The 24,919-nt window shown below is 67.1% G+C and carries 16 protein-coding genes; 6 read left to right on the forward strand and 10 right to left on the reverse strand.

All coding sequences use genetic code 11. From position 1 onward, the window contains the following. Positions 1–48: 48 nt before the first annotated feature. From LzC2_RS05845 to LzC2_RS05865, 5 genes are all read right to left on the reverse strand, one after another. Positions 49–2,601 carry a DUF1549 and DUF1553 domain-containing protein gene (locus tag LzC2_RS05845; RefSeq protein ID WP_171184738.1) on the reverse strand — a complete coding sequence of 851 codons (2,553 nt, stop codon included), beginning with the start codon at positions 2,599–2,601 and terminating at the stop codon, positions 49–51. Further along, complete coding sequence (locus tag LzC2_RS05850; RefSeq protein ID WP_171184740.1) at positions 2,601–5,348, reverse strand: PPC domain-containing protein; 2,748 nt, start codon at positions 5,346–5,348, stop codon at positions 2,601–2,603. The genes LzC2_RS05845 and LzC2_RS05850 overlap by 1 nt, the downstream gene beginning before the upstream one ends. A 100-nt stretch (positions 5,349–5,448) precedes the next feature. Next, on the reverse strand, positions 5,449–6,771 hold the full coding sequence (locus LzC2_RS05855; protein ID WP_171184742.1) for a DUF1501 domain-containing protein: 1,323 nt from the start codon (positions 6,769–6,771) through the stop codon (positions 5,449–5,451). Positions 6,772–7,125: 354 nt separating this feature from the next. Further along, positions 7,126–7,497: a tRNA-binding protein gene (locus LzC2_RS05860; RefSeq protein ID WP_171184745.1), complete on the reverse strand. Its 372-nt coding sequence runs from the start codon at positions 7,495–7,497 to the stop codon at positions 7,126–7,128. Next, positions 7,494–8,156, reverse strand: a complete 663-nt coding sequence (locus tag LzC2_RS05865) for a glutathione peroxidase (protein ID WP_349771125.1) — start codon at positions 8,154–8,156, stop codon at positions 7,494–7,496. Before LzC2_RS05865 ends, LzC2_RS05860 begins: the two co-directional genes overlap by 4 nt. Before the next feature lie 224 nt (positions 8,157–8,380). Here LzC2_RS05865 and LzC2_RS05870 point away from each other — a divergent pair, with 224 nt between their 5' ends. From LzC2_RS05870 to thrC, 3 genes are all read left to right on the forward strand, one after another. Continuing rightward, positions 8,381–8,899, forward strand: coding sequence for an ATP-dependent zinc protease family protein (locus LzC2_RS05870; RefSeq protein WP_171184747.1), 519 nt, complete (start codon positions 8,381–8,383; stop codon positions 8,897–8,899). An 11-nt stretch (positions 8,900–8,910) separates the two neighbouring features. Then, positions 8,911–10,125, forward strand: coding sequence for a succinylglutamate desuccinylase/aspartoacylase family protein (locus LzC2_RS05875; protein ID WP_206678577.1), 1,215 nt, complete (start codon positions 8,911–8,913; stop codon positions 10,123–10,125). 130 nt (positions 10,126–10,255) lie between these two features. Continuing rightward, the gene (thrC, locus tag LzC2_RS05880) at positions 10,256–11,617 is read left to right on the forward strand and encodes a threonine synthase (RefSeq protein ID WP_246254795.1); all 1,362 of its coding nucleotides are present in this window, start codon (positions 10,256–10,258) and stop codon (positions 11,615–11,617) included. A 237-nt stretch (positions 11,618–11,854) separates the two neighbouring features. Here thrC and LzC2_RS05885 read toward each other — a convergent pair whose 3' ends face one another. The 4 genes from LzC2_RS05885 to LzC2_RS05900 form a co-directional block, all read right to left on the reverse strand. Continuing rightward, positions 11,855–14,794: a DUF1559 domain-containing protein gene (locus LzC2_RS05885; RefSeq protein WP_171184749.1), complete on the reverse strand. Its 2,940-nt coding sequence runs from the start codon at positions 14,792–14,794 to the stop codon at positions 11,855–11,857. Positions 14,795–14,933: 139 nt separating this feature from the next. Next, positions 14,934–16,535, reverse strand: a complete 1,602-nt coding sequence (locus LzC2_RS05890) for a TrkH family potassium uptake protein (RefSeq protein ID WP_171184751.1) — start codon at positions 16,533–16,535, stop codon at positions 14,934–14,936. Positions 16,536–16,849: 314 nt separating this feature from the next. Then, the gene (locus LzC2_RS05895; RefSeq protein WP_171184753.1) at positions 16,850–17,380 is read right to left on the reverse strand and encodes a hypothetical protein; all 531 of its coding nucleotides are present in this window, start codon (positions 17,378–17,380) and stop codon (positions 16,850–16,852) included. Positions 17,381–17,494: 114 nt separating this feature from the next. Then, positions 17,495–18,310 (reverse strand): SDR family oxidoreductase, encoded by an 816-nt coding sequence (locus tag LzC2_RS05900; protein WP_194362336.1) that lies wholly within the window; start codon positions 18,308–18,310, stop codon positions 17,495–17,497. A gap of 169 nt (positions 18,311–18,479) precedes the next feature. Between LzC2_RS05900 and LzC2_RS05905 the strand changes: the two genes are divergently transcribed. The 3 genes from LzC2_RS05905 (at position 18,480) to LzC2_RS05915 (ending at position 23,467) form a co-directional block, all read left to right on the forward strand. After that, on the forward strand, positions 18,480–19,658 hold the full coding sequence (locus LzC2_RS05905) for an AI-2E family transporter (RefSeq protein WP_171184755.1): 1,179 nt from the start codon (positions 18,480–18,482) through the stop codon (positions 19,656–19,658). A 198-nt stretch (positions 19,659–19,856) separates the two neighbouring features. Next, positions 19,857–21,077, forward strand: coding sequence for a DUF1552 domain-containing protein (locus LzC2_RS05910; protein ID WP_171184769.1), 1,221 nt, complete (start codon positions 19,857–19,859; stop codon positions 21,075–21,077). Next, positions 21,074–23,467 (forward strand): DUF1592 domain-containing protein, encoded by a 2,394-nt coding sequence (locus LzC2_RS05915; RefSeq protein WP_206678578.1) that lies wholly within the window; start codon positions 21,074–21,076, stop codon positions 23,465–23,467. The genes LzC2_RS05910 and LzC2_RS05915 overlap by 4 nt, the downstream gene beginning before the upstream one ends. A gap of 41 nt (positions 23,468–23,508) precedes the next feature. On the opposite strand, the gene LzC2_RS05920 is transcribed toward LzC2_RS05915, so the two are convergent. Next, complete coding sequence (locus tag LzC2_RS05920; protein ID WP_171184757.1) at positions 23,509–24,744, reverse strand: PQQ-dependent sugar dehydrogenase; 1,236 nt, start codon at positions 24,742–24,744, stop codon at positions 23,509–23,511. Positions 24,745–24,919: the final 175 nt, after the last annotated feature.

Raw genomic sequence — 24,919 nt, forward strand, 5'->3', positions numbered from 1 at the left:
ACGTAACGCCGAGGCTCCGCGGAGCCTCGGCGTTACGGGCGGGACTGATCAGTGGTTGAACAGGAACTCGCGGCTGTTCAACACCGCCCAGAAGTAGTCTTCCAGCACGGCTTTGGGTTCTTCGCCCTCCGCGAGAGCCTCTTCCAACGCTTTCTTCTCCGCATCCGTCGGCTCGCGGGAGAGACAGCGGGCGGTGATTTCCGCCAGCACTTCGGCGGGTTCCATCGGCGGAATGTCCTCGGCGCCGTCCTGGCCCTTCTCGCCTTTCAACAGCGATTCGACGACCTTCCCACGTTGAACCTTGTCGTGCACCGTGCTGCCGTTGAGCAGGTGCAACGCCTGGGCGAGGTTCGGATCGGTCCGCACTTCGCAGCTGCACACGGTTTCCCGTTTGGCGCGGCCGAAGGTGTCCAGGAAATAGGTGCTGGTGTTGCCGTCGGCGATCTCCACCGCCCGGCTGCCCAGCGGCAGACCGCGAAACTTCTCGGAGGTATCCGTGACCGCATTGATGCTGTCGAGCATCACTTCGGCCCGCATCCGACGCAGCTTCGCGGAGGCGAAGTTGGCGGTGTCCGCGACGTTCGTCGGATTCGTCCGGGTCGCCAGTTGATAGGTGCGACTGGCGCAGATGTCCCGCACGAGCCCCTTCAGGTCGTAGCCGCTTTCGATAAACCGCTGGGCGAGCGCGTCCAGCAGCGCCTCGTTGGCGGGCGGGTTGGAGATCCGCACGTCGTCCACCGGCTCCACGATTCCGCGGCCGGTGAAGTGCGCCCAGACCAGGTTGACGATATTCCGGGCGAAGTACGGGTTCTCCTCGGAGGTCAGCCACTCCGCCAGCACTTCGCGGCGGTCGCGTCCCTTGAAGCGTTCGTCGTTGGCGAAGTCCGGCTGCTCGCCGCCCAGGAACTTCGGATCCACATCCTTGTTCGTGACCGGGTGCTTCACGGAGCCGCTGTTGCGGTTGTAAACGATCCGCTCGCGGGGATCGTCGGAGTTCTTCGTGCTCACCTGAGCGAAGAACGAGGCGAACCCGTAGTAGTCGTCCATCGTCCACCGGTCGAACGGGTGGTTGTGACATTGGGCGCACTGAATCCGCATGCCCATGAACACCTGGGCGACGTTCTCCGCGGTCTTCAGCGTGTCGCGTTCGGTCCGGTAGTAGTTGGTGGCCGGGGTGTCGAACGTTCCGCCGCTGCTGGCGAGCAGTTCGCGAACCATCTGATCGACCGGCACGTTGCCGTCGATCTGCTCCTTGAGCCAACGGTGATACAGCACCGCTTCCTTGCCGGTCAGGACGTTGTTGTCCGTGCGGATCGTCAGCAGTTCGGCCCACTTCATCACCCAGATGTCCGCGAACGCCGGCTTCTCCAGCAATTCGTCGACCAAGGCCTGACGCTTGGAGGGATCGGTGTTTTCGAGGAACTCCCGGGTGGCGTCGGCCGGCGGAACCACGCCGACGAGATCCAGATAGGCCCGGCGAACGAACTCCGCGTCGGTGCAAAGCTCGCTGGGCTTGATCCGCAGCGTGGCGAGCTTCGAATAGATCGCCTCGTCGATGTAGTTGGCGGGAGTTTTGTCCTCCGGCCATTCAAACTGCACGTTCTTCGGCAAAATGATGCTGGGCACGCCGACGGTATGCACGTCGAACCGGGCCGTGATGAACGCTTCCGCGCCCCCGGTGCCGGTCACCGGACCGGCGGTGACGACGCCGGCGTCGTCGATCGGGGCGGTGATCGGGTTGTCCGTGTTAAAGGCGACGAGGTGCGTCACGTCGCGGTCGGTGCCGTCGGCGTAAGTGGCCACGGCGACCATCCGCTGGGTCGTACCTTCGCCCGTGAGGGCGAATTCCGGCGGGTACAGATCCAGGGAGACGCAGGCCGGCGGGGCGGTCGCCGGGTCGGCCCCGTCGTCCTTGGCGCCGTCGGCGATCCAGCTGAGGATCAGGTCCGCGTATTCACTGTCCGGCTCGAACAGTTTGCCGCCGGTGTGGGAGACGGCGCCGGTGCTCTTCTCGAATATCAGGCTGCGTTCGGGCACGCCCAGGTTCAGCCGACGTCCGCTCTGCTCACGGGTCAGGCGGAAGTGATCGCCCGCCGGATCGAAGCCGAACAGGCTCAGGCGGAAGCCGTCTTTTCCGCGGGCCGCCCCGTGGCAGGAGCCGTTGTTGCACGCGGAGCGGGCGAACACCGGCATCACGTCGTTGCGGAAGCCGACCGGCGGGGTGACGCCGGACTCGACCACCGTCAGCGGCACTTCGACCTTCTGGTCTTCGTACGTCACCGTCACGGAGGTGACGCCGTCGGCGGCGGGGTGATAGGTGAACCCGCCGTCCTCGCCGACGCTGGCTTTCGCGAAGCGATCGTCGGCGGCGACGAACTTCGCGTCGGCGGTGACGTCGCGCGTCGTGCCGTCCGACAGCGTCAGGACGGCGATCACGCTCTGGCGATCGCGGGCGGTCGAGAGGTGCACCGCGGGCGGGTACACGTTCAACGCGACCGCGGTCGGCGCGGCGTTCGGATTCGGCGCCGAGGCCTCGGCATCGGGTCCGGCCGCGACCGGTCCGCTGGTCAGGAGAGCGGCAGCGAGGAGCAGAGGGGTCATCAGTTGGTGTCTCCGTCGGCGGAGTCAGTGTCGGTCGGCAGGCCGGCGGCCTCACGGCGGAGGCGTTCCAGTCGGCTCAACGGTTTGGGTTTGGCGGGGGCTTCCGCCACTTTGGGCTCTTCCTTGGTCTCTTTCTTGGGCTCCGGCTTCTTGGGGGCCTCGTCGACCCGCAGGTCGGTGGTCCCCGCGGTGAAGACCCGGGCGCCGGCGCCCGGCTGGTCCTCGGCGATCGCCTTGCCGTCCTCGTCAACGTTCGGCAGCACGACCTCGGCGACAAGTCCCTTTCGGGTGCCGCGGGGGGCGTTCTCGGCGGCGCTGATCTCGAACACGAACGATTCCATGTCGGAGGTCACCTGAACCGGCTCGCAGTTCAAGCCCTCCGGCAGACCCATCAGCGTGACGGTCGCCGTGCCTTGGAAGTCCGCGTTCTCCAGTTCGGCCGTGATCGCGGTCGACTGCGTCAGCTGCACGGCGCCCTTGGCGAGCTTCAGGGTGAACGGGGTCTCGGCGACCTCGATGTCCACCAGTTCGCTGGAGCACAGCCCGGTTCCGCCGCCGTAGGTCACGCCGTTGAGTTCGTTCGGCAAAGCGGCGAAGGCCAGCACGTAGAACGGGAACTCGCCCAGCGCCGCGTTGCTGTTGGCGTTCAGGGGATAGGTGGCGGTGTCCTCGCCCTTCTTGACGGTGCGTTGGTAATCGCAGCCGATGCCGGCGGTCCGCTGGGGGAACTCCATCTTGATCTCCCCGTCGAAGCCGTCGTCGCGATGCACCTTGATCTGCAAGTCGAGTTTGCCGTTGCGCACCAGCGGGGCGGCCGGCGGGAGAACCTCGATGGAGAACGGCAGCTTCTCCGTCACCGCGACGGCCACCTTGGGGGCCTCGACGACCCACAGGGAGCCTTGATTGTTGTAGCGGACGAGGTCCGCTTCGATCAGCGAGGAGGCGTACGCGGCCCGTTGGTCGGGGCCGGCGGAGACCATCTCCGGCTTGTCGGCGGCGAAGGCGCGGAGCTCGCTGAGCGTGCCGCCCAGCGGGGCGTCCTCGGCGGCGGTGAACAGCACCGGCCAGGTGGACTGGTTCGCCGGCACCGTCGGGGAGGTGATCGTCACGCCCTCGGGCAACTCGGCGGCGTTGACGGCCAACTCGCCGCCCAGCCCGTCGCGGGAGACCGTCACCCGGGTGGCGAAGTGGCCGCCGCGGGGAATCACGACGCGCTGCCGGCCCTGTCCGTACCGCCCGTAGCGGGGGATCGAGAGCGTCGGCGTGCGGACGGGGGAGCTGATCTCGAACCGGTACACGAACCGCGGTCCGCCCTGCTCCAGGTGATCGCGGACCCGCACGGCGTACGTCCCGTCTTCGGGCAGGCTGAAGTCTTCCTGCGGATCCAGTCCGACGCGATCGCTGCCGCCTTTCAGGTACTTCCCGTCCCACTGCTGATAGAGGGCGAGTTCCGGGTCGATCGGGGAGCCGAGCCGCGTCCCGAAGATCGTGAATCGCAGCGACTGGCCTTTCCGGCCGGCGAAGACGAACCAGTCCTCGTCGCCCGGCTCTTCCAGGATGCCGTTGAAAGCGACGCCCTCGAACGCGTCCGGCTTGACGGCTTCGGCGGCCTTCTTGACGGCGCTTTCATCGCCGCCGTCGGCCTTCGCTTTCTCCTTCGCGGCTTCGACCGCAGCGAGGTACGTCGCGACGGCGGGATGCGCGGTGCCGGTATTCCGGTTGTCGTTCGGTTCGACTTCCAGCACGTTCGGGAACGGCGACGCCCGGAACGGCAGGGCCGAGGGGCTCTTCGCGCCGGCTCGCTCCGCGTAGACCTGCCCGGTCTGGTCGCTGGTCTGCCCGGCGACCGGGGTGACGGTCTGTTCAAACGGCCCGGCGGGATCGCCGAGGAAGGTGACTTTCGTCGGCTCGCCGACCGGCCCGCCCGCGGGGTACACGGCATAGGGGCGGGGGAACGCGTCCGACCGCACGCCGACGTGCATCCGGTAGTAGGCCCGGCCGTTGCCCTTGAACTCCGCATCACGGATCCGCAGCAGGTAGGAACCTTTTTCCTCCGCGGCGAATCGCAACACCGGGTCGGCTTCGGTCAGCGGCGTGTCGTCGGAGGCGGCCAGCTCGCGGCCCTCCATGTCCAGCAACTCGATCGCGGGATCCCAGTTGTTGTTCTCGACGTTCGCCAACCGCATCCCCTCGACCTCGACGTTCAACGTTTGACCGGCGTCCAGATCGAGCAGGAAATGGTCCAGGTCTTCGTTGTCGATTCTGCCCAACACCGTCACGCCGCCGGCCTCTTCAAAGAGGTCGGCCGTCAGCGGTTGCGGGGTCTCCGGATCGCTGTTGGGGGCGTCCTCCGGATCGACCTCATCCACTTCCGGCAGAGCGCCGATATAGATCGTATGGAACGCCGTGAGTCCGTTGGCGCACCGCAGTTGCACCACGTGCTCCCCGAGGCGGGCGTCCGGGGCGATCTTCACCGTGACGTTGACCTTGCGGTCGCCGCGCTTCTCGTCCGGCTCGATGGCCGTCACCTCGAAGGCGCTGGGCTCGTAGAACAGAACCTCAGCCGCGTCCTGCAGGCGATTGCCCTCGAAGGCGAAGGTCACCTCGGCCCCCTGTCGGGCACCGCGAGGCAGAATGACGGAGAGTTCCGGGTCGGCGGCTGCGGCCGTACCGGCGGTGAAGGGGTTGGCGTCGGCGACCAGCAAGGTCACGGACAACGCCAGCAGCGCTGCGGAGCGGGCACGCACGGGGCGGCTCCCGGGCTTGGGGGAGAAACAAAAGGGGATCGTTAGCCGTCCTCTTGAAGAGGACGGCTAACGCACGAAACAGAGGATCGCGACGCGAGAACTAGGCGAGCAGCGCTTCGATGGGCGTGCCGCCGTCGACGATCTCGATCGGGCGACCGCCGGGGGACATCAGTTCCTTGCTGGCCCGAATGCCGAGCCGGTCGTACACGGTGGCGGCCCAGTCCATCACGGTGACCGGATCGGTGTCCGGCTCGGACGCGGTCGCGTCGCTGCTGCCGTAGACGACGCCCCGTTTCAGGCCGCCGCCCGCCATCAGCACGCTGAACACCTTCGCCCAGTGGTCGCGGCCGGCGGTGTTGTTGATCTTCGGAGTCCGGCCGAACTCGGAGCCGACGCACACCAGCGTGCTGTCCAGCAGGCCGCGTTCGTCGAGATCGGAGATCAACGTGGACAGCGCCTGGTCCAGATCCGGGCCGCTCCGCTTGAAGCCGTCCGCGATCTTGTCGTGCATATCCCACCCGCCGTAGGTGAGGGTCACGAACTTGCTGCCGGCTTCGACCAACCGACGGGCCAGCAACATCCGGGCGCCGGCCTGGTTGCGGCCGTAGCGGTCGCGGGTCTTGGAGTCTTCCTTCTCCAGGTCGAACGCTTCGCGGGCCTTCGGGTTGCCGATCAGCCCGTAGGCCCGGTCGTAGAAGCTGCCGACGGCGTCGAGGCTATCGTCGCTCTCGGTGGAGGCGAAGTGGTCGTTGACGGCGTCCAGCAGGCGACGGCGCCGGGTGAACCGGGCGTCGTCCACGCCGTTCGGCAGGCTCAGGTCGCGGACCTTGAAGCCGTTCTGAGCCGGGTCGCCGCCGACGGTAAAGGGGGCGTAGCTGCTGGAGAGGTAGCCGGTGCCGGCGAACTCGTTCGGCTGGCCGGGCACGCAGATGTACTGCGGCAGGTTGTTCTTCGGCTCGAACTCGTGGGCGACCACGCTGCCCATCGAGGGGAACTTCAGCGCCGGGCTGGGCCGATACCCGGTGAACATGTTGTGCGTGCCGCGCTCGTGAGCGGCTTCGCCATGGGTGAAGCCCCGCATCACGACGCACTTGTCGGCGATCGCGGCGGTTTTGGGGAAGGTCGCCCCGAACTCGACGCCGGGCAGCTTGGTCTTCACGGTGCCCAGCGGGCCGCGGTACTCCGCGGGGGCCAGGGGCTTCGGATCCCAGCTTTCCTGCTGGGCCATGCCGCCGGGCAGGTAGATATAAATGACGCCCTTCGCGGGGCCCTCGACGGTCTCGAAGAACGCCTGATCGGCGCGAGCCGCCTGCTGCATCCCGAGGAATCCGGGAAGCGTGAGCCCGAGACCTCCAATGGCGCCGACTTGCAGGAAGTCGCGGCGAGACGGACCGGCGCACCGGCGTGCACGAGGAGAAGTCATGTGGTTACTCCGTCGGGGGCGGGACCGGGCCGGCGAAGTGCACGACCGCGGTAGTGGAGGCGGGAAGCGAAGATTGACCGACGACGGCCATGACGACGACCCTGAACCGGGCTGGATGCCCCAGGCAGGGGGAACGCATCGCCAATCGCTGTTCTATTCAGCAGAACGTCGCGTTGTGCGGTTGTCAAGCGCAACCCCGCGAAGTCTGCCGAAGACCGGTGTATTTACACGCCGGGCAGAAGAAACGTTCGTCACAAAATGCTGCGGGACGAAAACCGCCTCCGCGGCGCCGTGTTCCCCGCCTCTCCGTAGGCTTGGAACCCGTCTCTTTGCGAATCTTTGCAGACCCGGGCGCTACGCGATCGCCGTTCCGTCCGGCACCCGTCGTTCCAGGCCGAGCAGCATCACGCCGCCCTCCGGAACCGCGCCCAGAACCAACACCTCGCTTTTGATCCCCGCGATCCGCTTCGGCGGGAAGTTGACGACCGCCGCGACCTGGCGGCCGACCAGCGCCTCCGCATTGTATCGATCGGTGATCTGGGCGGACGAGAGTCGTTCTCCCAGCGGCCCGAAATCGATCCGCAACACATAGGCCGGCTGACGAGCCTTCGGGTTCGGCGACGCGGACAGGATCGTGCCGACTCGCAGATCCAGCGCGGCGAATTGCTCGACCGAGGCCTCGGCCTTCGCGGGCGGTTCCGCGGTCGTCGCGCGTTCCGTCGTCACTCGGCGGAGGCCGTCTCGGTGTCGGCGTCCGCGGCGGGAGCCTTCTCTTTGAGAGCCTGCCTGATGGCGGTGAGCATCTGCTTGCTGTCCGGGGAGACCTGCGACCGGAAGCGGCCGATCACTTTGCCGTCCCGGCCGACGAGGAACTTTTCGAAGTTCCACTTCACGGGGCCGGCGTCATCGGTGGTGCCTTCCGCGGTCAGTTCTTCATACAGCGGGGAGGCGCCGTCGCCTTTGACCTCGATCTTGCCCATCAGCGGGAACTCGACGCCGTAGTTCTTCTCGCAGAACGCGGCGATCTCCGCCGGGGCGCCGGGCTCCTGGCCGCCGAATTGATTGCAGGGGAAGCCGAGGATCACGAGGCCTTCGTCGCTATATCGCTCGTGCACCTTCTGCAGCGGCTTGTATTGTTTCGTGAAGCCGCACTGGCTGGCGACGTTCACGATCAGCACCACCTTGCCGCGATATTGCGCCAGATCGACCTCGGCTCCGTCGAGGTTTTGAACCGTATGATCCAGGACGGTATCGAGTTTTTGATCGGTATGCTGCGGGTCGGCGGCGGGGGCCGACTGCACGAAGACGGCGCCCGCGGCCGTCAGGCCGACGGCGCAAACGAGACCGGCGAACAGGGAACGGCGGGCGGCGGGACAGCAGAGCACGGGAGGCGCCTTCGGGTGGAATCTCGCGATGGCGTTGGGGAACGCGCAGCGAAAAAAAGGGGGCGGGAGCGACGTCCGTGCCGCATGCGAGGCGAACGCGGATCGGCGAACGGCCTCAAGAGGGGCGCTCAACGGATCGGCATGCACCGGCGGGTTCGGCTATCGTAGTCACTGTCCCCCGCCCGCGACAATCACCTGCCGTCCAAGGTACGCTGTGGGGCGGTATGACCGACTCCAACCGATCCGCCGCTCCGGGGACGCCCCAGCCCGCCCCGGCGACTTCGGCGTCCGATCCCGGCGCTCATTCCGCCGTCGTTCGCGTGGTGGCGGCCACGCCCCCGGGGACGCCCGCCGGCCCTCACCTCAAAGCGAAGGTGGATACCGGCGCCCGCACCAGCAGCGTGCACGCCTTCGACGTGGAGACGTTTGAACGCGACGGCGTGGACCTCGTTCGCTTCACGCTTCACCCGCGTCAGAAGTCCGGGAAGAAGGCGGTGGCCTGCGAAGCCGAACTGCTGGGCGTTCGGGACGTGAAGAGCAGCAACGGCGTGGTGCAGGCGCGGCCGGTGATCCTCACGCATGCGGTGGTTTGCGGGAAGCGGTTCCCCTTGGAACTAACACTCGCCAACCGCGATGCGATGGGCTTCCGCATGCTTTTGGGCCGCGAGGCGCTGCGGGGGCGATTCCTCGTCGATCCGGCCGCCAGTTATCTCGGCGGACGTCCTCCCAAGTCCAAGCGGTGAACGACCCTTCGGTGAACGACGATTCGTCTGATTTGGCCAAGGATGAATTGGCCGAGAACGACCTCGAGCCGCTGGCCGGCCCGACGATCGACCCCTCTGAGGAGATCCCCGGCGATCTCCCCAACGGAGAGCCAAACGCGGGAATCGACGACGACGCCGAGGACGCCAGCGCCGAGACCGACACGATGCCGGCCGACCCCGAGCCGCCGGACCTCACGCCGCGGACGGACGTTCCCGTTCCTTCGCAAGACGGCGCCGCGATTCGGCCTCTCACCGTCGGCGGGACGGTTTGCCCGGCCGGCGCTCGGACGCACGTCGAACTGCCCGTCGGCCGCTTGCCGACCGAGACCTGGCTGAACGTCCCCGTCGAGATCGTCCGCGGCGAGCGGCCCGGTCCGACCGTCTGGCTGACCGCCGCGATTCACGGGGACGAACTCAACGGGGTGGAGGTGATCCGTCGCGTGCTGGCGAAGGTCACCTGCGAGAAGCTGCGGGGCACGCTGCTGGCCGTGCCGATCGTCAACGTCTTCGGCTTCAACGCCCGTAGCCGTTATCTGCCGGACCGTCGCGACCTCAATCGGTCCTTCCCCGGCTCCGCGAGCGGGTCGTCCGCATCGCAACTCGCCCATCTGTTGATGACGGAGGTCGTCGCCCACGCGGACGTCGGTCTCGATCTGCACACCGGCAGCGACCATCGCTTCAACCTGCCGCAGATCCGTGCGAACCTCGAAGATGCGGAGACGCTGCGGCTCGCGGAAGCGTTTCACGCCCCGGTCACGATGCACTCCGGCGTGCGAGACGGCAGTCTCCGCGGGGCCGCGACGGCGTTGGGCAAGCCGGTGCTGCTGTATGAAGCCGGAGAGCCGCAGCGGTTCAACGGGGAGAGCATCGAAGTCGGCGTCCGCGGCGTGCTGAGCGTGCTGCGGGCCCTGGACATGCTGCCGCCCCGCAGCGCCGCCTCCAAGGCGAAGCATCCCGACCCGCCGCCGTCGGTCCGCGTGCCCTCCTCTACCTGGGTGCGGGCGAAGCGAAGCGGGATCTTTCGGCCGACCGCGAACCTCGGCGTGCACGTTTCCAAGGGCGACCGGCTGGGCGGCATCGCGGACGCCTTCGGCCGCAATCGCAGCGCCTTGAAGGCGCCCTTCGACGGCGTCGTCATCGCCCGCGCCAACAATCCCCTCGTGCACCGCGGCGACGGCGTGGTGCATCTGGGGCGGGTGGAATGAGGTCGGATGTGGGATCTCGGATTGGGGATGTGGAGCGGTCGGCTCCCGAATCGAGGGCGTGATGGCGTAAGGTGACGTTCCGCCGATCGCCTGTGCGTCACATCCCACATCCGCCATCCCACATCCGAAATTGACAGTCGCCTACCAGACGCCCGCCGCCCCCGCCGACGCCAGCGAATTCGATCTGTCGGAGGTGCTGCCGACCTGCAAACCGCTCGGCGGGCTGCTGGATATCGAATACGACTGGGACCGCGTGGAGGTGCCGGATTCGCTCTCCTGGTTCGAGAAGCGCTGGAGCACCCGTCGTAACCCGTTGGACTTCTCCGGCGTGTGGCGCTTCCGCGAACTGCTGCCGTTCGCCCCGGACGACATGATCGTCACCGTCGGCGAAGGCCAGACGATGCTGCGTCGCAGCGATCGCGTCGCCAAATATTGCGGTCTCAACGCCGGTTGCCTGCACCTTCAATATGAAGGGCTGAACCCCAGCGGCAGCTTCAAAGATAACGGCATGACCGCCGCCAGCACGCACGCCCGCATGGTCGGGGCGAAGCTGGCAGCCTGCGCGAGCACCGGCAACACCAGCGCCAGCCTCGCGTTATATGCCGGGGCGAGCGGCCACTTTCGCTGCGTGGTGTTCGTCGGCAGCGGCAAGATCGCCTTCGGCAAGCTCTCGCAGGCGCTCGACTACGGCGCGGTCACGCTGCAAATCGAAGGCGACTTCGACGACGCCCTCATGCGGGTTCGCGAGGTCTGCGACGAAGCGAACATCTACCTGTGCAACTCCGTCAACCCCTTCCGGCTGGAGGGGCAGAAGACGATTATCTATCGCATCCTCGAAGGGATGAACTGGGAGGTTCCCGACTGGATCGTCGTGCCCGGCGGGAACCTGGGCAACAGCAGCGCGTTCGGCAAAGCATTGATCGAACTCAAGAAGCTCAACCTGATCGACCGCCTCCCGCGGTTGGCGATTATCAACGCCGGCGGGGCGAACACTCTGTTCCGCCTCTACGAACACGACGGCCTGCGCTGGAACGACGGCGAGCCGGACGAGGAACTGGTCGGCCGCTTCTACGGCGAGATGGACGCCGAGAACCGCCGGGCGAACACCCTCGCCAGCGCCATTCAGATCAATCGACCGGTCAACCTCTATAAATGTCTGCGAGCGCTCGACGCGACCGACGGCGTCGTCCGGGAGGCGCACGACCCGGAGATCCTCGACGCCAAGGCCCAAGTCGGCGCCGGCGGGTTCGGCTGCGAGCCGGCCAGTGCCGCCAGCGTCGCGGGGATTAAAGCGCTGCGGGCCGAAGGGATCATCGCCCCCAGCGACCGCGTCGTCGGCATCCTCACCGGCCACGAATTAAAAGACCCCGACGCCACGGTGAACTATCACCGCGGCGACGGGGCGTCCGCGAAAAGAGAGTTTTCCAATGCCCCGATCCCCGTGGCGAACGACGCCGCGGCGATCCTGAAGGCGTTGGAAGGACTGACGTAACCGGCGAGCCGCGACCGCTCTGCTCCCCTCTCCCTCGAGGGAGAGGGGCTGGGGGTGAGGGTGTGCGAGCCTTCGTGCGCAGGCGCTCGAAGGGCGGCGTGCGCAAATTCGACGAGCGAGCGACGGGGCCGTGAACAGCAATCGATCGGGGAATGCCCCCTCACCCCCGACTCCTCTCCCCCAAAAAGGGGAGAGGGGAGAAGAGTGGGAGTCAGGCGACGGCTCGCCGACGTTCACTCAGTAATCGCCTGCCCCGACGGGTTCGGCGCCGCTGGTGGTGGACAGGGCTTCGAGCACCGACGGGTCGACGTTCTCCGAGATGAACTGCACGCTGCCGTCGGCGAAGCCGAACTGCGTGCCGCCGGGGTGCCCGCCGAAGCCGTCGGGGCCGTTGATATACGGCTTCTGCGTAAACGCCCGAATCGTCGACGGCCCGCCCTGCGCCCACGGACCGACGTTTTCATGGACGGAGCCGTACATCAACGTGTTGGACAGGCCGTCCGTGATGTCGCGGAACTTGGTGGCCCGGTCGTAGCCGAACACGCCCGTCTTCACCGTGCGCGCCGGGGCGGTCGCCGCTTTCGCCCCGACGCCGGCGATGCCGACGTAGTGGGTGACGGCGTAGCCCTCGTCGGTCGTCGGTCCGCTGGGGATACTGGGGTTCACAAGGGAGGGGATCACGCTGCGGGCGACGCGGCCGTTCGGCCCGGCGTTCCATGCCTGCTTCGGGTCGAGCGCTTCGGCGAGCGCCTGCTGCTCCATGAACGGCAGCAGGGCGACCATAAAGCTGAGTCGTTGCTTCACCGGTAGGTCCGTTCCCTCGACCGTGCCGCGGGGCAGGGTCTTGAAGGTGTCGTAATAATTATGAGCGGCGAGGCCCATCTGTTTGATGTTATTCGCCGACTGCGTCCGCCGGGCCGCTTCGCGGGCGGCCTGCACGGCGGGCAGCAGCAGACCGATCCCGCCCGCGACCATCGGCAGGGCCAGCATCGAGGAGCCCGCACCGCCGCCGCCGGCGAACGCCGGGACCGGCAGCGAGGCGTACCCCGTGCCCCGCACGCCCTCGCCGGTATTCACCGCCCAGGACACGTTCGGGAACAACGGCCCGGTGACCAGTTCGGTCGGCGGCAGGGCGATATCGGTCGGCCCGTCGGCGAACTCGTTAATCGGCGGCAGCAACGTACCGATCAAGTTATTGAGGAACGCCGCGGCGGGTCGGGGATCGCTGGCGGCCAGCGAGGTGAACTCGTCCGGCACGCGTTCGAACTGCGGCGCCCAGCGGCCGGTCGGCTCCCAACGGGGCAGCGTGCCGTCGACGCGGTACAGGAACGCCGCGACCGCCTGCGGCGTCGGGGCGAACACGACCCAGTCGTCCGTCACGACGACGCTCGGCCGGAAGAACCCGCCGATGGAGATCGTGGTGATCTCCGCCCCGGCCTGCCGGATGACGTTGATCGAACCGCCTTCGCTGGCCCCCGGCGGCAACTCGCGGAGGATCCGGTCGTTGAAGCGTTGCAGGCCGGCCCGCAGCGCCGCGGCGTCGTCCACGGAGACCGCGACCACGCCGCCCAAGCCGAACAGCCCGCCGTCGGCCGGGTCGCTGTAGACCGCGGCGACGTTCCCCAGCGGTTCCAGCAGGGAGGCCCGCACGTCGAACCAGGCGAGGTCGTTGAGCATCGTGGAGGGGTTCTCCATGAGCGCCCGCTCCTGGCTCTCGGGCCGCTGGAGCTTGGCGAGTTCGGCGAGCGCCTCGACGACGCCGTCGTAGATCCGGTCGAAGTCGACCGAACCCGCCGCGAACGCCCCGACCTCCGCCGGCATCGGCGGGAGGTCGTCCATCGTGATCGGCGAGGGATCGAGTGCCGCGAGCAACCCGCGGGGGGCGCCCCGCAGCGTCCATTCGGCGTCGCTCCGCAGCGCCTTGCCGTCCACGGAGAGCGAGCCGCGGAAGCCGGCGAGCGCGTCCAGGCCCAGCGACGTCAACACTTCGTTGACCGTCACCTGTCCTTCGTCACGCCAGTCGGCCTCGTAAGCGGGAAATTCGCCGAAGCGATCGGCCACCGCCGCGAAATCGAGCCACCCGGCGACCAATGCGTCGTCCGGAGTGCTTTCGGCGAGGGGGAGCGTGCTGAGCGCCTCTCCGTCGCCGGCGCTGACGGCGGAGGCGGCTTCGACGGCGCCGGGGCCGGCCGCGGCGACGAGATGTTCGCCGACCCGCCACAGACCGAAGTTATAAAAGGGCGGCGCCCCCGGAATATTGCCCGCGGTGACGGTCACGCCGTTCATCTCGACCTGACGCAATTGCAGCATGTCGCGCTCCTCCTGCGTGGTCTGCGAGAGAACCGCTTCGACCTCGTCCGCGGCGCCCGGCAGCACGACGCACAGCGCCGGGAACGGCGGGCCTTCGGGCAGATGAATCGACAGCGCCACCCCGCCGTTCTTCACCGCATCCCCCAACGCTTGCAACGCCGCGAGGGCTTCGGCGCGTTCGGTCGGGATCTCCTCCTCCATCGTCTCCGCATCGAAGGCGTCGAGATCCTCTTCGAGGACTTGAAGCTCTTCGAATTCGGCCGGCTGCTGGAACTCATCGAACGCTTCCTGGTCGAACTCCTCCACCTCAATTTCCTGAACCGCATCCTCGTCGAACTCCTCGACGGCTCCTTCGTTGATCTCCTCAAACTGCATCTCGATCTCGACCGGCTCCGTCTCCTCAATAAACATCGGTGCGCCGGTCGCCTGATTGAAGGCGTCCTGAGCCTGTTCGAGCGCCTCCTCCCAAACCTGACTGAAGGACTCGCCGACCGCGGGGAACAGGCCGCTTTCGACCAGCGCCTCGTGGGCCGCGGTGCCTTCCAGCGCCGGGCCGAGCACGTCGGTCCCGGCGACGGTGACGAACGCGGCGGCGCCGCCGGCCGGCAGCAGGTCGGCCGGGGTGCGATCGTCGGCGGGGACGCCGCCCAGTTCGATCGGCGGGCCGGCGACGTTTTCCACGATCAGATCGGTCGTCGGGAAAGCGGTTTCCACCTGTAGCTCGCGCGGCGGTTGCGCCTGGGCGGCGGGACGCGTCGCCCACAGACCGGCGACGACCAGCAGGGCGAGCGCCGCGGCGATGCCGGCTCGGCGGAGAGCGCCTTCGGACGGATCGCGAGACGGGGGAGAGGGGGCTTGGGCGGACATCGTGCGGGACCGGTCGGGGAACGGGTCGCCGATCCTGTCGCGCCCGCCCCCGCGCCGACAACCGAATCGGGAGAACCTGATCAGTCCGCATTCCTCCGCAGAGCGCGCCGCCTGGCGGCGACGGCGAAGCGGGGGGCGTTTAGTTCACCCGCCAGAAGCCCGGGGCCAGCAGGACGAGGATGGCGAACAGTTCCAGCCGGCCGAGCAGCATTAACACGGTCAGCAGCAGTTTGCTCTGCGGGGCGAAGTCGCTGTAGTTCTCCGCCGGGCCGAGCTTGCCGAGTCCCGGTCCGATATTATTGAGGCAACTCGCGACGGCGCTGGCGCAGTCGATCAACTTCTCCGCCTGAGCGCCGGGCACGTCGTCGTGGGCGGCCCATTGGTCGCCCGGCTCTAATAAACAGAGCGCATACCAGCCGCCGACGAACAGCGTCAGCACCAGCGCGAAATAGACGACCACGTCGTGTCGCAAATCCCGATCGACGGGCAGGCCGAACAGCTTCATCGGGCGGACGACGTTGGGCCGGAACGCCTTTTCGACCTCCAAGCGGACCACCTTCGCCAGCAACATAAAGCGGATGACTTTAATCCCGCCCGCGGTGCTGCCGGAGCAGCCGCCGCAGAACATCAGCAGGAAGATCAGCCCCTTGGCGGACTCGCCCCACTCCGTGTAATCCTCCGTGCCGAAGCCGGTCGTGGTGGTGATGGCGACGGACATAAACGCCGCGTGCCGGAACTCCTCGAAGGCGGAGTCGTATTGTTTTCGGGTGAGCAGATAGGTGAACAGCAGGCCCGTCGCGATCGCCAGGATGGCGAGATACACGCGGAACTCCGGGTCGCCGAACACCAGTTTCAATCGGCCCCAGACCTTGCCCTCGCCCAATCGCGGCGTGCCCCGCAGCACGAGGTAATAGAGGCTGAAGTTCACCCCGGCCAGCAGCATGAACAGGATGACGGTCCATTGGATCAACGATCCGAAGTGGCCGACGCTGTCGTTGTAGGTGGAGAACCCTCCGGTCGCGAGCGTCCCGAAGCTGTGGCAGAGCGCGTCGTATAAGCTCATCCCTTCGAGGGAATACACCAGCGTCGCGACCGCCGACAGCGTGACGTAAATCAGCCACATCGTCAGGGCGTGCTCCTGCACGCGGGGGCGGACCGCTTCGCTGATCGGACCGGGGACCTCCCGGCGCATCAAGGCTTTCCCCCCGGCGCCCAATTGGCCGAGGATCGCCACGAACAGCACGATGATGCCCATCCCGCCCAGCCAGTGGGTGAAGCTCCGCCAGAACATCACGCAACGCGGGACCGCGCGGGGGTCTTCCAGTTCGTCCAACACGCTGGCCCCGGTCGTGCTGAAGCCGCTGACGCTTTCAAACACCGCATCGACCAGCGTCACCCGGACGTTGAACTCCGGATCTTCGGGGTAGTACTCCCGGTAGGAGCCGCTGAAATACAAGGGCATGGCGCCGAGAACGCCGGCGAGGATCCAGCCCAGCCCGACGACCGCCAAGGCCTCTTTCCGCAGAATCGTGTCGCCGCCGGTCTTGCGGCCGTACCACCATAAACCGCCGCCGAACAGGACCGAGACCGCGATCGAGGCCGCCAACGCCAGCGCCCCGCGGGTTTCGATCTCCTGCACCTGCCCGAAAAAGGGGAAGGCCCACGGCAGGGACAGCGACATACTGCCGCCCACCAGCATCGCCAACATCCCCAGCAGCCGACAGAGCAGCGGCCAATTCATCGCGGGACGGGGCGGAGCGAATGCGGAGTCGACTGGGGGAGGACGGGAATGTCTCCCCGCGGGCCGACGTTCACAACCCCGCCGCCCGGTTCATGCCGCGCGATGAAGCGGTTCCCCGACCGAGCCGACGCGCAAGCCGCGTGAGCGTCGGTCGTGAGTCGTCCGACGTGAGCCTTCAATCCGACGTCTCGTTCCGGCTGCGTCGACGGCCGATGCTCGCGCACCGGGCTTGTCTCCAGTTGACGATAACGTCTGAGCAGGATGACGAAACGCCGACGCCCTTGCGGAGGCGTCGGCGGAGCCGTTCGACCGGCTCAAGCGGCTTGGGCGGTTCCCGCCGAACTTCCCACGGCGCCCCTCACGCCCCGCCAGCAGGCGGTTCCGGGAGCGGTGTGCAGCACCCATCCGCCGGGGCCGGCCGGACGCAGGGCGTCCAGCAATGCGGAGCGACGGTCCGGCACGCAGAGGCCGTCGGCGGGGGGAAGCGCCGAGAGGTCGTCGCCGTGCACCACGGCGAGGCTGTGTCGTCCCGGACGCACCAAGTCGGCGGCGGAGACGGCCCGCAGCCGGTCGGAGCCTTCCGCGGGACCGACGTAGATCGCCGCTTCAAACGCCGCGGCGCCGGGGCGCACGGACGCCGGTCGGGCTTCGGCGGGGGAGGAAACGACTTCCACCTGAACGCCGAGGTATTCCAAGATGGACTCCCACGTGCCGGCATAGGGGCCGTGCAACAGCGCCCGGTCGCCCGGGGCCAGGCGGGAGGCGGTCAACACCGCGCGCATCACCCGGTTGGCGGGGACCGCCGTCGGGGCGAACAGCGGTAAAGCGTGAACGGGCTGCAACATCGCGGGCGTCCTTGCCGGTGCGATTGGGGGAAGGTCTGCATTCCGGGGATAGGTTTCACCTCCGAGCGCTGTCAATCCCGGCTGCCGCCCCAAATGCGGAGCGCCGGTCGTCCGTCAGCCCTGCATCAAGCTTTCCCCGCCGTCGACGACGATCTCGGCGCCGGTCACATGGCTCGACAGGTCGCTGGCCAGATACAGCACCGCGTTGGCCACGTCGCGGGGATCGCCGGGGGCGCCGTCGGTCAGGGGGATGCGGCCGTCGAGGTATTCCACATGGGGCTTTTCCGAATCGACGTTCCGCTCCACCGTCTTATCGAAGATCGGAGTCATGATCGCCCCGGGGATGATCGCGTTCACCCGAATGCGATGGCTGGCCAGTTCCAACGCGGTCATCTTCACGAACGCCACCTGCCCGGCTTTGCTGCAGCTATAGGCGGTCGATCCGGTGTTGCTGAACACGCGTGTGCCGTTCACGCTGGCACAGACGATCACGCTGCCGCCCCGCTCCTTGAGCCACGGCAGGGCGTACTTGACGGTGAGGAACGTGCCTTTGAGGTTCACCGCGAAGGTGTGATCCCACTCCTCCGGTTCGAGATCCGCGATCGGCGCCCACACGCCGTTGATGCCGGCGTTGGCGTAGACCACGTCCAGGCGCCCGGCCTGATTGGCGAATCGCTCGATCACCGGGCGGAGTGAGACCTTGTCGGACACGTCCGCCTCTAAGCACTCGCAGCGACCGCCGGCACCGCGGATCGCCGCGGCGACTTCCGCAACGTCCTCGCGTTTCAGATCCAGCAGGCCGACGAACGCCCCCGCGGCGGCGAGGCGTTCGGCGCTCGCCCGGCCCAGCCCGCTGCCGGCGCCGGTCACGAGCGCCGCCCGGTTTGCCAACGACACGAGCGGGGCGGCGGGGGGAGCGTCGTTCGACATGCGGAGTCCGTGATCCGTGAGGGGGGGCGAACAGTTTCGCCGGGACTTCGCAGCCGAAACCCGGGCGAAGCCGGGTTGATCGGGCAGGGTCGGCCCCGTGACGCGGCGCGACGGCGTTCATCAGAATAATCGTCTGAAGTTACCATCGCTCATCAGTCGTTCCCGCGCCATGCCGCCCGCTTCCCGAACCGTTGACGCCTCCGGCAATTCCGAGCCGGTCCCAGTGGAAAACGAGGCGCTGGACGACACCGTCCCGCCCGGCGAGTCGCCCAGCCCGTTCGTGCGACACGTCTGGAAGGTGGCGGCGATCTCTTCGATGGTCGTCGCGGCGTTTTTAGTGCTCTGCTACGCCCCGGAAGCGGCACTGTTGGTTTTCGCGGCCGTTTGGTTCGGCGCGTCCCTGAGGCACGGGGCCGCCAAACTGGCGAATGCGATCGGTGCGTCCCCGGGGATCGGACTGGCGCTTGTCGTGACCCTACTGGTGGTGGGGCTGTTCGGCTCCCTGGCGGTTGCGGGGTGGCGCGTCAGCGGGCGGATCGACACGCTTTCGCAGAACCTCTCCACCGCCCGCGGGAGCGTGGAGAAACGATTGACCGAAAACGGGATGGGCGGCGTTGTGCGGGCCGTGCCGGACCCGCTGAAAATCGTCGGCGGATTGATGGGCGGGGGGAAGGACGGACAGAGCGCCCAGCAGCGGGCCTTGACCGCCCCGCTGACCTTTACGGTGTACGCCCTGTTTATTTTCTTCACGGGGCTGTTTCTGGCGATCAGCCCCGCGGTTTATCGAGACGGTCTCGTCAGTCTGTTTCCAGATCGACAACGGACGAAACTCACCGACGTGCTGGAGCATTGCGGCGACGGTTTATGGCAATGGACGAAAGCCCGCGCCACGGCGATGGTCATCACGGGCGTACTCACCGGGCTGACGCTGTGGGCCTTGGGCATCCCCATGCCCGCGACCCTGGGCGTGCTGACGGCTCTGCTGGTGTTCATTCCCAATATCGGCGCCGTGCTGGCCGTGGTCCCGCCGCTCCTGTTGGCGTTTGAAGTCGGTCAATATACGCCGTTGTGGGTGCTGATCGCCTACGTCGGCGTGCAGTTGTTGGAAAGCTACGTCATCACCCCCAACGTGATCCGCGAAGGCACCGGCGTGCCGCCGGCGTTGGTCATTACGGCCCAGTTGGTGTTCGGCATTTTGTTCGGCGCCCTCGGCGTGTTGTTCGCCACGCCGCTGGTACTGGTCGCGATGATCTTCATCACCCGTTATTGGATCAACACGGCCCTGGGTCACGACGAAGTCGATCCCCCCTGCGAGGACGCCCACGAGGAAGCGATGCAGGCGGCGTGAACGCCGATCGCATGTCGGTCCGAAGGTCGTCGCCTTCGGCTGGGCCTGCGGTTCGCAACGCCTCATTGCCCGAGGGGCTTCCGAGGGATAGCCTCCAGTTTGCTTCTCCCTTAAAATCTCGGTCGATCCGCCGTGCCTACCGCATTCGCTTCCGGTCCGCCTTCGCCCCCGAGGCGCCGGTTTTTGAAGGCGGCCGGGGTGGCGATCGCCCTGCCTGCGTTGGAGTCGATCGCGGGGACGAAGTCCGCCTCCGCCGCGCCCGACGGCGCCGAGCCGAAGCGATTGGTCTGCCTCAGCAGCGCGCTGGGCATCAACCCGGAGGCGTTCTTCCCGAAGACGTTCGGCCGCAACTATGAACTGTCGCCGACGTTGCGATCGTTGGCGGATTTGCGGGAGGACTTCACCGTCTTCTCGCATATGGATCACCCGAATATCTTCACCAAGCACGGGTCGATGAACTCCCTGCTGAGCGGGGTGGACGCCAAGCGGGCCGGGCCGGGGGAGAACGTTTCGATCGATCAGGTCGTGGCGTCGCACGTCGGTTATGAAACGCGGTTTCCGTCGCTTCATATCTCGTTGGGCGGCGGTCAGGGAGCCTCGTGGACGGCCTCGGGGATCAAGGTGCGGGAGGAGTCCGATCCGCTGGATCTGTTCCGCAAGCTGTTCGTGAACGACTCCGCCGCGGCGAGGAAGGCTCGCCAACTGGAACTGGAGGAGCGCGGCAGCGTGCTGGACCTCGTGCGGGGGCAGGCGAAGCGCGTCGACGGCCGCCTGAACGCTCCGGACCGGGCGAAGCTGGACGAATACCTCACCGCGATCCGCGAGGCGGAGGGTCGTATCCAAGGCATGCGACGCTGGCAGGACGTGCCGAAGCCGGAAGTCGATTTCAACGCCTCCGCGAACCCGCACGGGTCGATGGATTACCCGACGCTCTCCCCGTTGATGTTCGACCTGCTGTATCTGGCGATTCGCTCCGACTCCAGCCGGGCCTTCACCGCCGGCTTCGGGATGCACAACCATGTCATCGAACTGGACGGCGTCACGGGCGGCTATCACGGCCTCACCCACCACGGCAATCTGCCGGACCGGCTCCGACAGCTCCGCAAGATCGACGCCTTTTATCTCGAGCAGACGGCTCGGTTCCTGACGAAGCTGAAGAACGCCCCCTCCGGGAACGGAACCCTGCTGGACGAGACGACGGTGTTCTTCGGCAGCGGTCTGGGCGACGCCTCCCGCCATTCGAACCGCGACCTGCCGCTGCTGCTCGCCGGCGGCGGCTTCCAACACGGCGCCCACCTCGACTGCACGCAGCCGAACGGCCGACAGACCCCGCTGAACAATCTGTTCACTACGGTGTTGCAGAACTTCGGCGTCGAGATCGACCGCTTCAACAACGCCACGGGGAGCTTCGCTCTGTGATCGCTTCGCACAAGTCCCCGCTGCTTTTGAAGATCGCTCTGCTCGCGGCCTGCCTGACGACGCCCGTCCCGGCCGGGGCGGACGAGGAGACGGACGCCCTGCGACCGCTGTTGCACGCGTACTGCGTGCGATGTCACGGGCCGGAGACGCAGAAGAGCGACGTGCGGTTGGACCGCCTCGCCGAGTTGGACGGCTGGGATTATGAACTAATTTACGACCAGATCGCCGGCGAGCAGATGCCCCCCGCAGGCGAGCCCCGCCCGAGCGACGCGGAGCGGCGCACGCTGATGGAGCACACGCTTCGACTGGCGAACCGCGACGCGACCGACTCGACGCCGGGGCTGCGGCGGCTCAATAAACGGGAATATACGAACACGATTCGGGACCTCCTCGGCCTACACGCCGGCGTGTACGACCCCGGCGCGTCGATTTATGAGGAAGAGATCGACGAAGGGTTCGACACCGCCGCGCAGTCGCTGGTCATCTCCAACGAACTGCTGCTGGAATATCTGGACGCCTCGGAGAAAAGCCTGCGGCACGCCCTGTTCATTTCGGAGGCGGCGCAGCCCGAATCGCGGCGGATCGAGGTGAACGTCGGACGGATGCGGGGCGTCGGCGGCAGCCGCTACGTCACCGGCGGCAGGGGCTCGAGGACCCTCCGCCTGGGCGGAAAGGGCCGCATCTACGACGGCAGCGGGAACCGGACGATTCGCGTCCCCGGCGTCTACCGCATCACGGCCACCGCCGCGGGCGTCGACCGGGACGCCTACTCGATCGAGTTCCTGCCCCCGGACAAGCCGTTCGTGTTGGGCTTCGGCGTCGCCCCGGACGATCCGGCCAGCGTCTCGGGCGGCGGACGGTTATTAAAGACGTTCGATTTGCAGGACGACGCGAAACGCACGGTGCAGTTCGACGTGTGGATCGATAAGGACCACATACCGTATTTCTCGTTCGTCAACGGACCGGGAAAGCCGATCACGCAGATCCGCGCGGGCATCCGCCGCGGAACGGTTCCGAAATCGGCGATGAAGCCGCCGTATCGATTTCCCGGCGTGCGACTCACCGAGTTCACGATCGAAGGGCCGTTTTACGACCAGTGGCCGCCGGTCTCCTTGCAAACGACGTACGACTCCGAGGAGATCCCGGACCTGTCGGTCGCCGATGAACGGCGGGCGGCCGTCCAACGATTTGCCGCTCGGACCTTTCGTCGGGACGTGACCTCAGAGGAGCTGCGACCGTACTTCGCCTATCTGAATCGGCGCCGCGCCGCGGGCGACGATTGGCGCGAAGCCGTCATCAAGACGTTTGCGGCGATGACGGCCTCCCTCGACTTCCTCTATCTCGATCTGCCGTCCGGACCGCTGGACGACATGGCGCTGGCGAACCGGCTCTCCTATTTCCTCTGGAGCACGATGCCGGACGCCGAATTGTTCGCGGCGGCGCGGGCCGGCACGTTGCGCGACCCGGCGGTCCTGCGGGCGCAGATCGAGCGGATGCTCGCGGACGATCGACACGCCCGGTTCTGCGACAGCTTCGTCGATCAGTGGCTGTCGCTGGATACGCTGGGCGAGATGCCGCCGGACGCCAAGGACCCGGTCTACCGCGTGTATTATCGACAACGGCTCGAACCGGCCATGCGGGAGGAGACCCGCCGCTATTTCCGCCATGTGTTCGACGAGAACCGCAGCGTCCGCGAGTTCCTCGATTCGGACTATTCCTTTATCAACCGCGGCCTGGCCGAACTCTACGACGTGCCCTTTCCGGGCGCCGGCAACGATCCCGACGACAAGGGGTTCGTCCGGGCGACCTTCCCGCCGGGCGTGCCGCGCGGCGGCCTGCTGGGGCATGCCAGCGTGCTCTCGCTGACCTCGAACGGGGTCGAAACGTCGCCGGTGACGCGCGGCGTGTGGGCGCTGGGCGACCTGCTCGGAAACCACCCGCCCCCGCCGCCCGAGGAAGTGCCCGCGATCACGCCGGACCTCAACGGCGCTCTCACCGTCCGCGACCTGCTCGAACGGCACCGCAACGACGCCGCCTGCATGGAGTGCCACCGGCAGATCGACCCGCTGGGGTTCGCGCTGGAAAGCTACGACCCGATCGGCCGATTCCGCACGCGGTATTCAAAAACGCAGGCGGTCTCGACGAACGGAACGTATCTCGGCCGGGACTTCGAGGACGTGGCAGGGCTCAAACGCATTCTGCTGGAACGTACCCGGCCGTTCGCCCGAAACCTGACGGTCCGCATCGCCGAGTACGCCAAGGGGCGGACGCTGACCGCGGGCGACTTCGCGACCGTCGAGGCGATCGTGGACGACGCGGAGCGGAACGACTACCGCTTGCGGGACCTCGTGACGGCGATCGCGGTCAGCGACCTGATGACGAACCGGTAGTGCGCCGCTCTCTTGGAGAGAGCGGCGCACGTTCGTGCCGCTCACTCCGCCGCGAACGTCCACAGCTGACCGAAGGTGGTCATGAAATACGCTTCGCCGTCCGGACCTTCGCCGAAGCTCATCATCGGGTGCTTATAGCCGGTCAGCGGCCGGTTGCTGATCACGCGGCCGTCCTCGCCCTTCTCCAGCGCCCACAGCAGGCCGGTGACGTAATCGCCGTAGAGGTATTTGCCCTGCAGCTGCGGGACTTTCTCGCCCCGATAGACGACGCCGCCGGTGATCGATTTGCCGACCGTGTGATCGTATTCCCAAATCGGGAAGGCCAGCCCCTCGATCTCGCCGGCTTTCGCCAGCTGATCCTGCTTCGGTTCGAAGACGTGGAAGCCTTCGTAGAAGGACCAGCCGTAGTTCTTGCCGCGCTCGACGAGGTCGATCTCTTCCCACTTGTCCTGACCGACGTCCGCGAGCCACAGCTCGCCGGTTCCCGGGTTCCGTTCGGTTCCCGTATCGAAGCTGAAGCGCCAGGGGTTGCGGAAGCCGTGGGCGTAGATCTCCGGCTGAGCGCCCTCGACGCCGACGTACGGGTTGTCGGCGGGAACCCGATACGCTTTGCCGTCGTCCGGCTTGCCGTCGACGTCCAGCCGCAGCATCGCCCCGAAGACGTTGCCGAGGTCTTGGCCGTTGTCCTTCGGGTCGCCGCCGCTGCCGCCGTCGCCGAAGGCGACGTAGAACTTGCCGTCCGGGCCGAACAGGATCGTGCCCGCGTTGTGGTTCCAGTACGGCTGCTGGAGCCGGTAAATCTCCTTCTCGCTGTCCAGATCGAGCCGCTGCTCAAGGCCCTCGCCGACGGCTTTGAACTCGCTGATGACGGAGGTGTGCGGGGCGTCGTTGGTCGTGTAATACACGAAGACGCGGCCGTTGGATTTGAACTGCGGATGGAACGCCAGGCCCAGCAGACCTTCCTCGTTCTGCTTGTCCTTGTAGGTGACGCGGTCGGACAGATCGGCGAACGGCGTGACCTCCTCCACGTCGGGGTCGTTGGGGAACTGGACGATCGGCCCCTTCTGCGTGACCACGATCACCCGGTCGGAGCCGTCGCCGGGGTGGGTCAGCAGGATGGGGCGATCGAAGGTGAGGAACTCGAACGCCCGCACCGCTTTGACCGGCAGCGGGGTCTCGTCGACGTTCGTCGGCGGGGCGGGCAGAGCGCCCTGTTCCGCCGCGGCGGGATCGGGACCGGCGGCGAGCGCCGCAGCGAGCATCAACGGAGCGAACATGCAGAAATCCTCAGGCGGGCGACGACGGACGCGGGAGACGAACGAATCGATCATAGCCGCACGCCGACCGGCCGTTTAGGCTGCGGCAGTCCGTTGCCGGTTGTAAGGGTTCGCCCATGGTCGCCGCTCTGTTCCTCGCTGACCCGCTGCCGTGACGACCGCCCCGCCCACGCCG

This window comes from Alienimonas chondri (genome assembly GCF_013036045.1).
Taxonomy (GTDB): Bacteria; Planctomycetota; Planctomycetia; order Planctomycetales; family Planctomycetaceae; genus Alienimonas; species Alienimonas chondri.

Bases quoted from the DNA above. Each gene is read 5' to 3' on its own strand.
- LzC2_RS05845 (WP_171184738.1), bottom strand. From the start codon at position 2,601: ATGACCCCTCTGCTCCTCGCTGCCGCTCTCCTGACCAGCGGACCGGTC.
- LzC2_RS05855 (WP_171184742.1), bottom strand. From the start codon at position 6,771: ATGACTTCTCCTCGTGCACGCCGGTGCGCCGGTCCGTCTCGCCGCGAC.
- LzC2_RS05870 (WP_171184747.1), top strand. From the start codon at position 8,381: ATGACCGACTCCAACCGATCCGCCGCTCCGGGGACGCCCCAGCCCGCC.
- LzC2_RS05885 (WP_171184749.1), bottom strand. From the start codon at position 14,794: ATGTCCGCCCAAGCCCCCTCTCCCCCGTCTCGCGATCCGTCCGAAGGC.
- LzC2_RS05890 (WP_171184751.1), bottom strand. From the start codon at position 16,535: ATGAATTGGCCGCTGCTCTGTCGGCTGCTGGGGATGTTGGCGATGCTG.
- LzC2_RS05895 (WP_171184753.1), bottom strand. From the start codon at position 17,380: ATGTTGCAGCCCGTTCACGCTTTACCGCTGTTCGCCCCGACGGCGGTC.
- LzC2_RS05900 (WP_194362336.1), bottom strand. From the start codon at position 18,310: ATGTCGAACGACGCTCCCCCCGCCGCCCCGCTCGTGTCGTTGGCAAAC.
- LzC2_RS05905 (WP_171184755.1), top strand. From the start codon at position 18,480: ATGCCGCCCGCTTCCCGAACCGTTGACGCCTCCGGCAATTCCGAGCCG.
- LzC2_RS05920 (WP_171184757.1), bottom strand. From the start codon at position 24,744: ATGTTCGCTCCGTTGATGCTCGCTGCGGCGCTCGCCGCCGGTCCCGAT.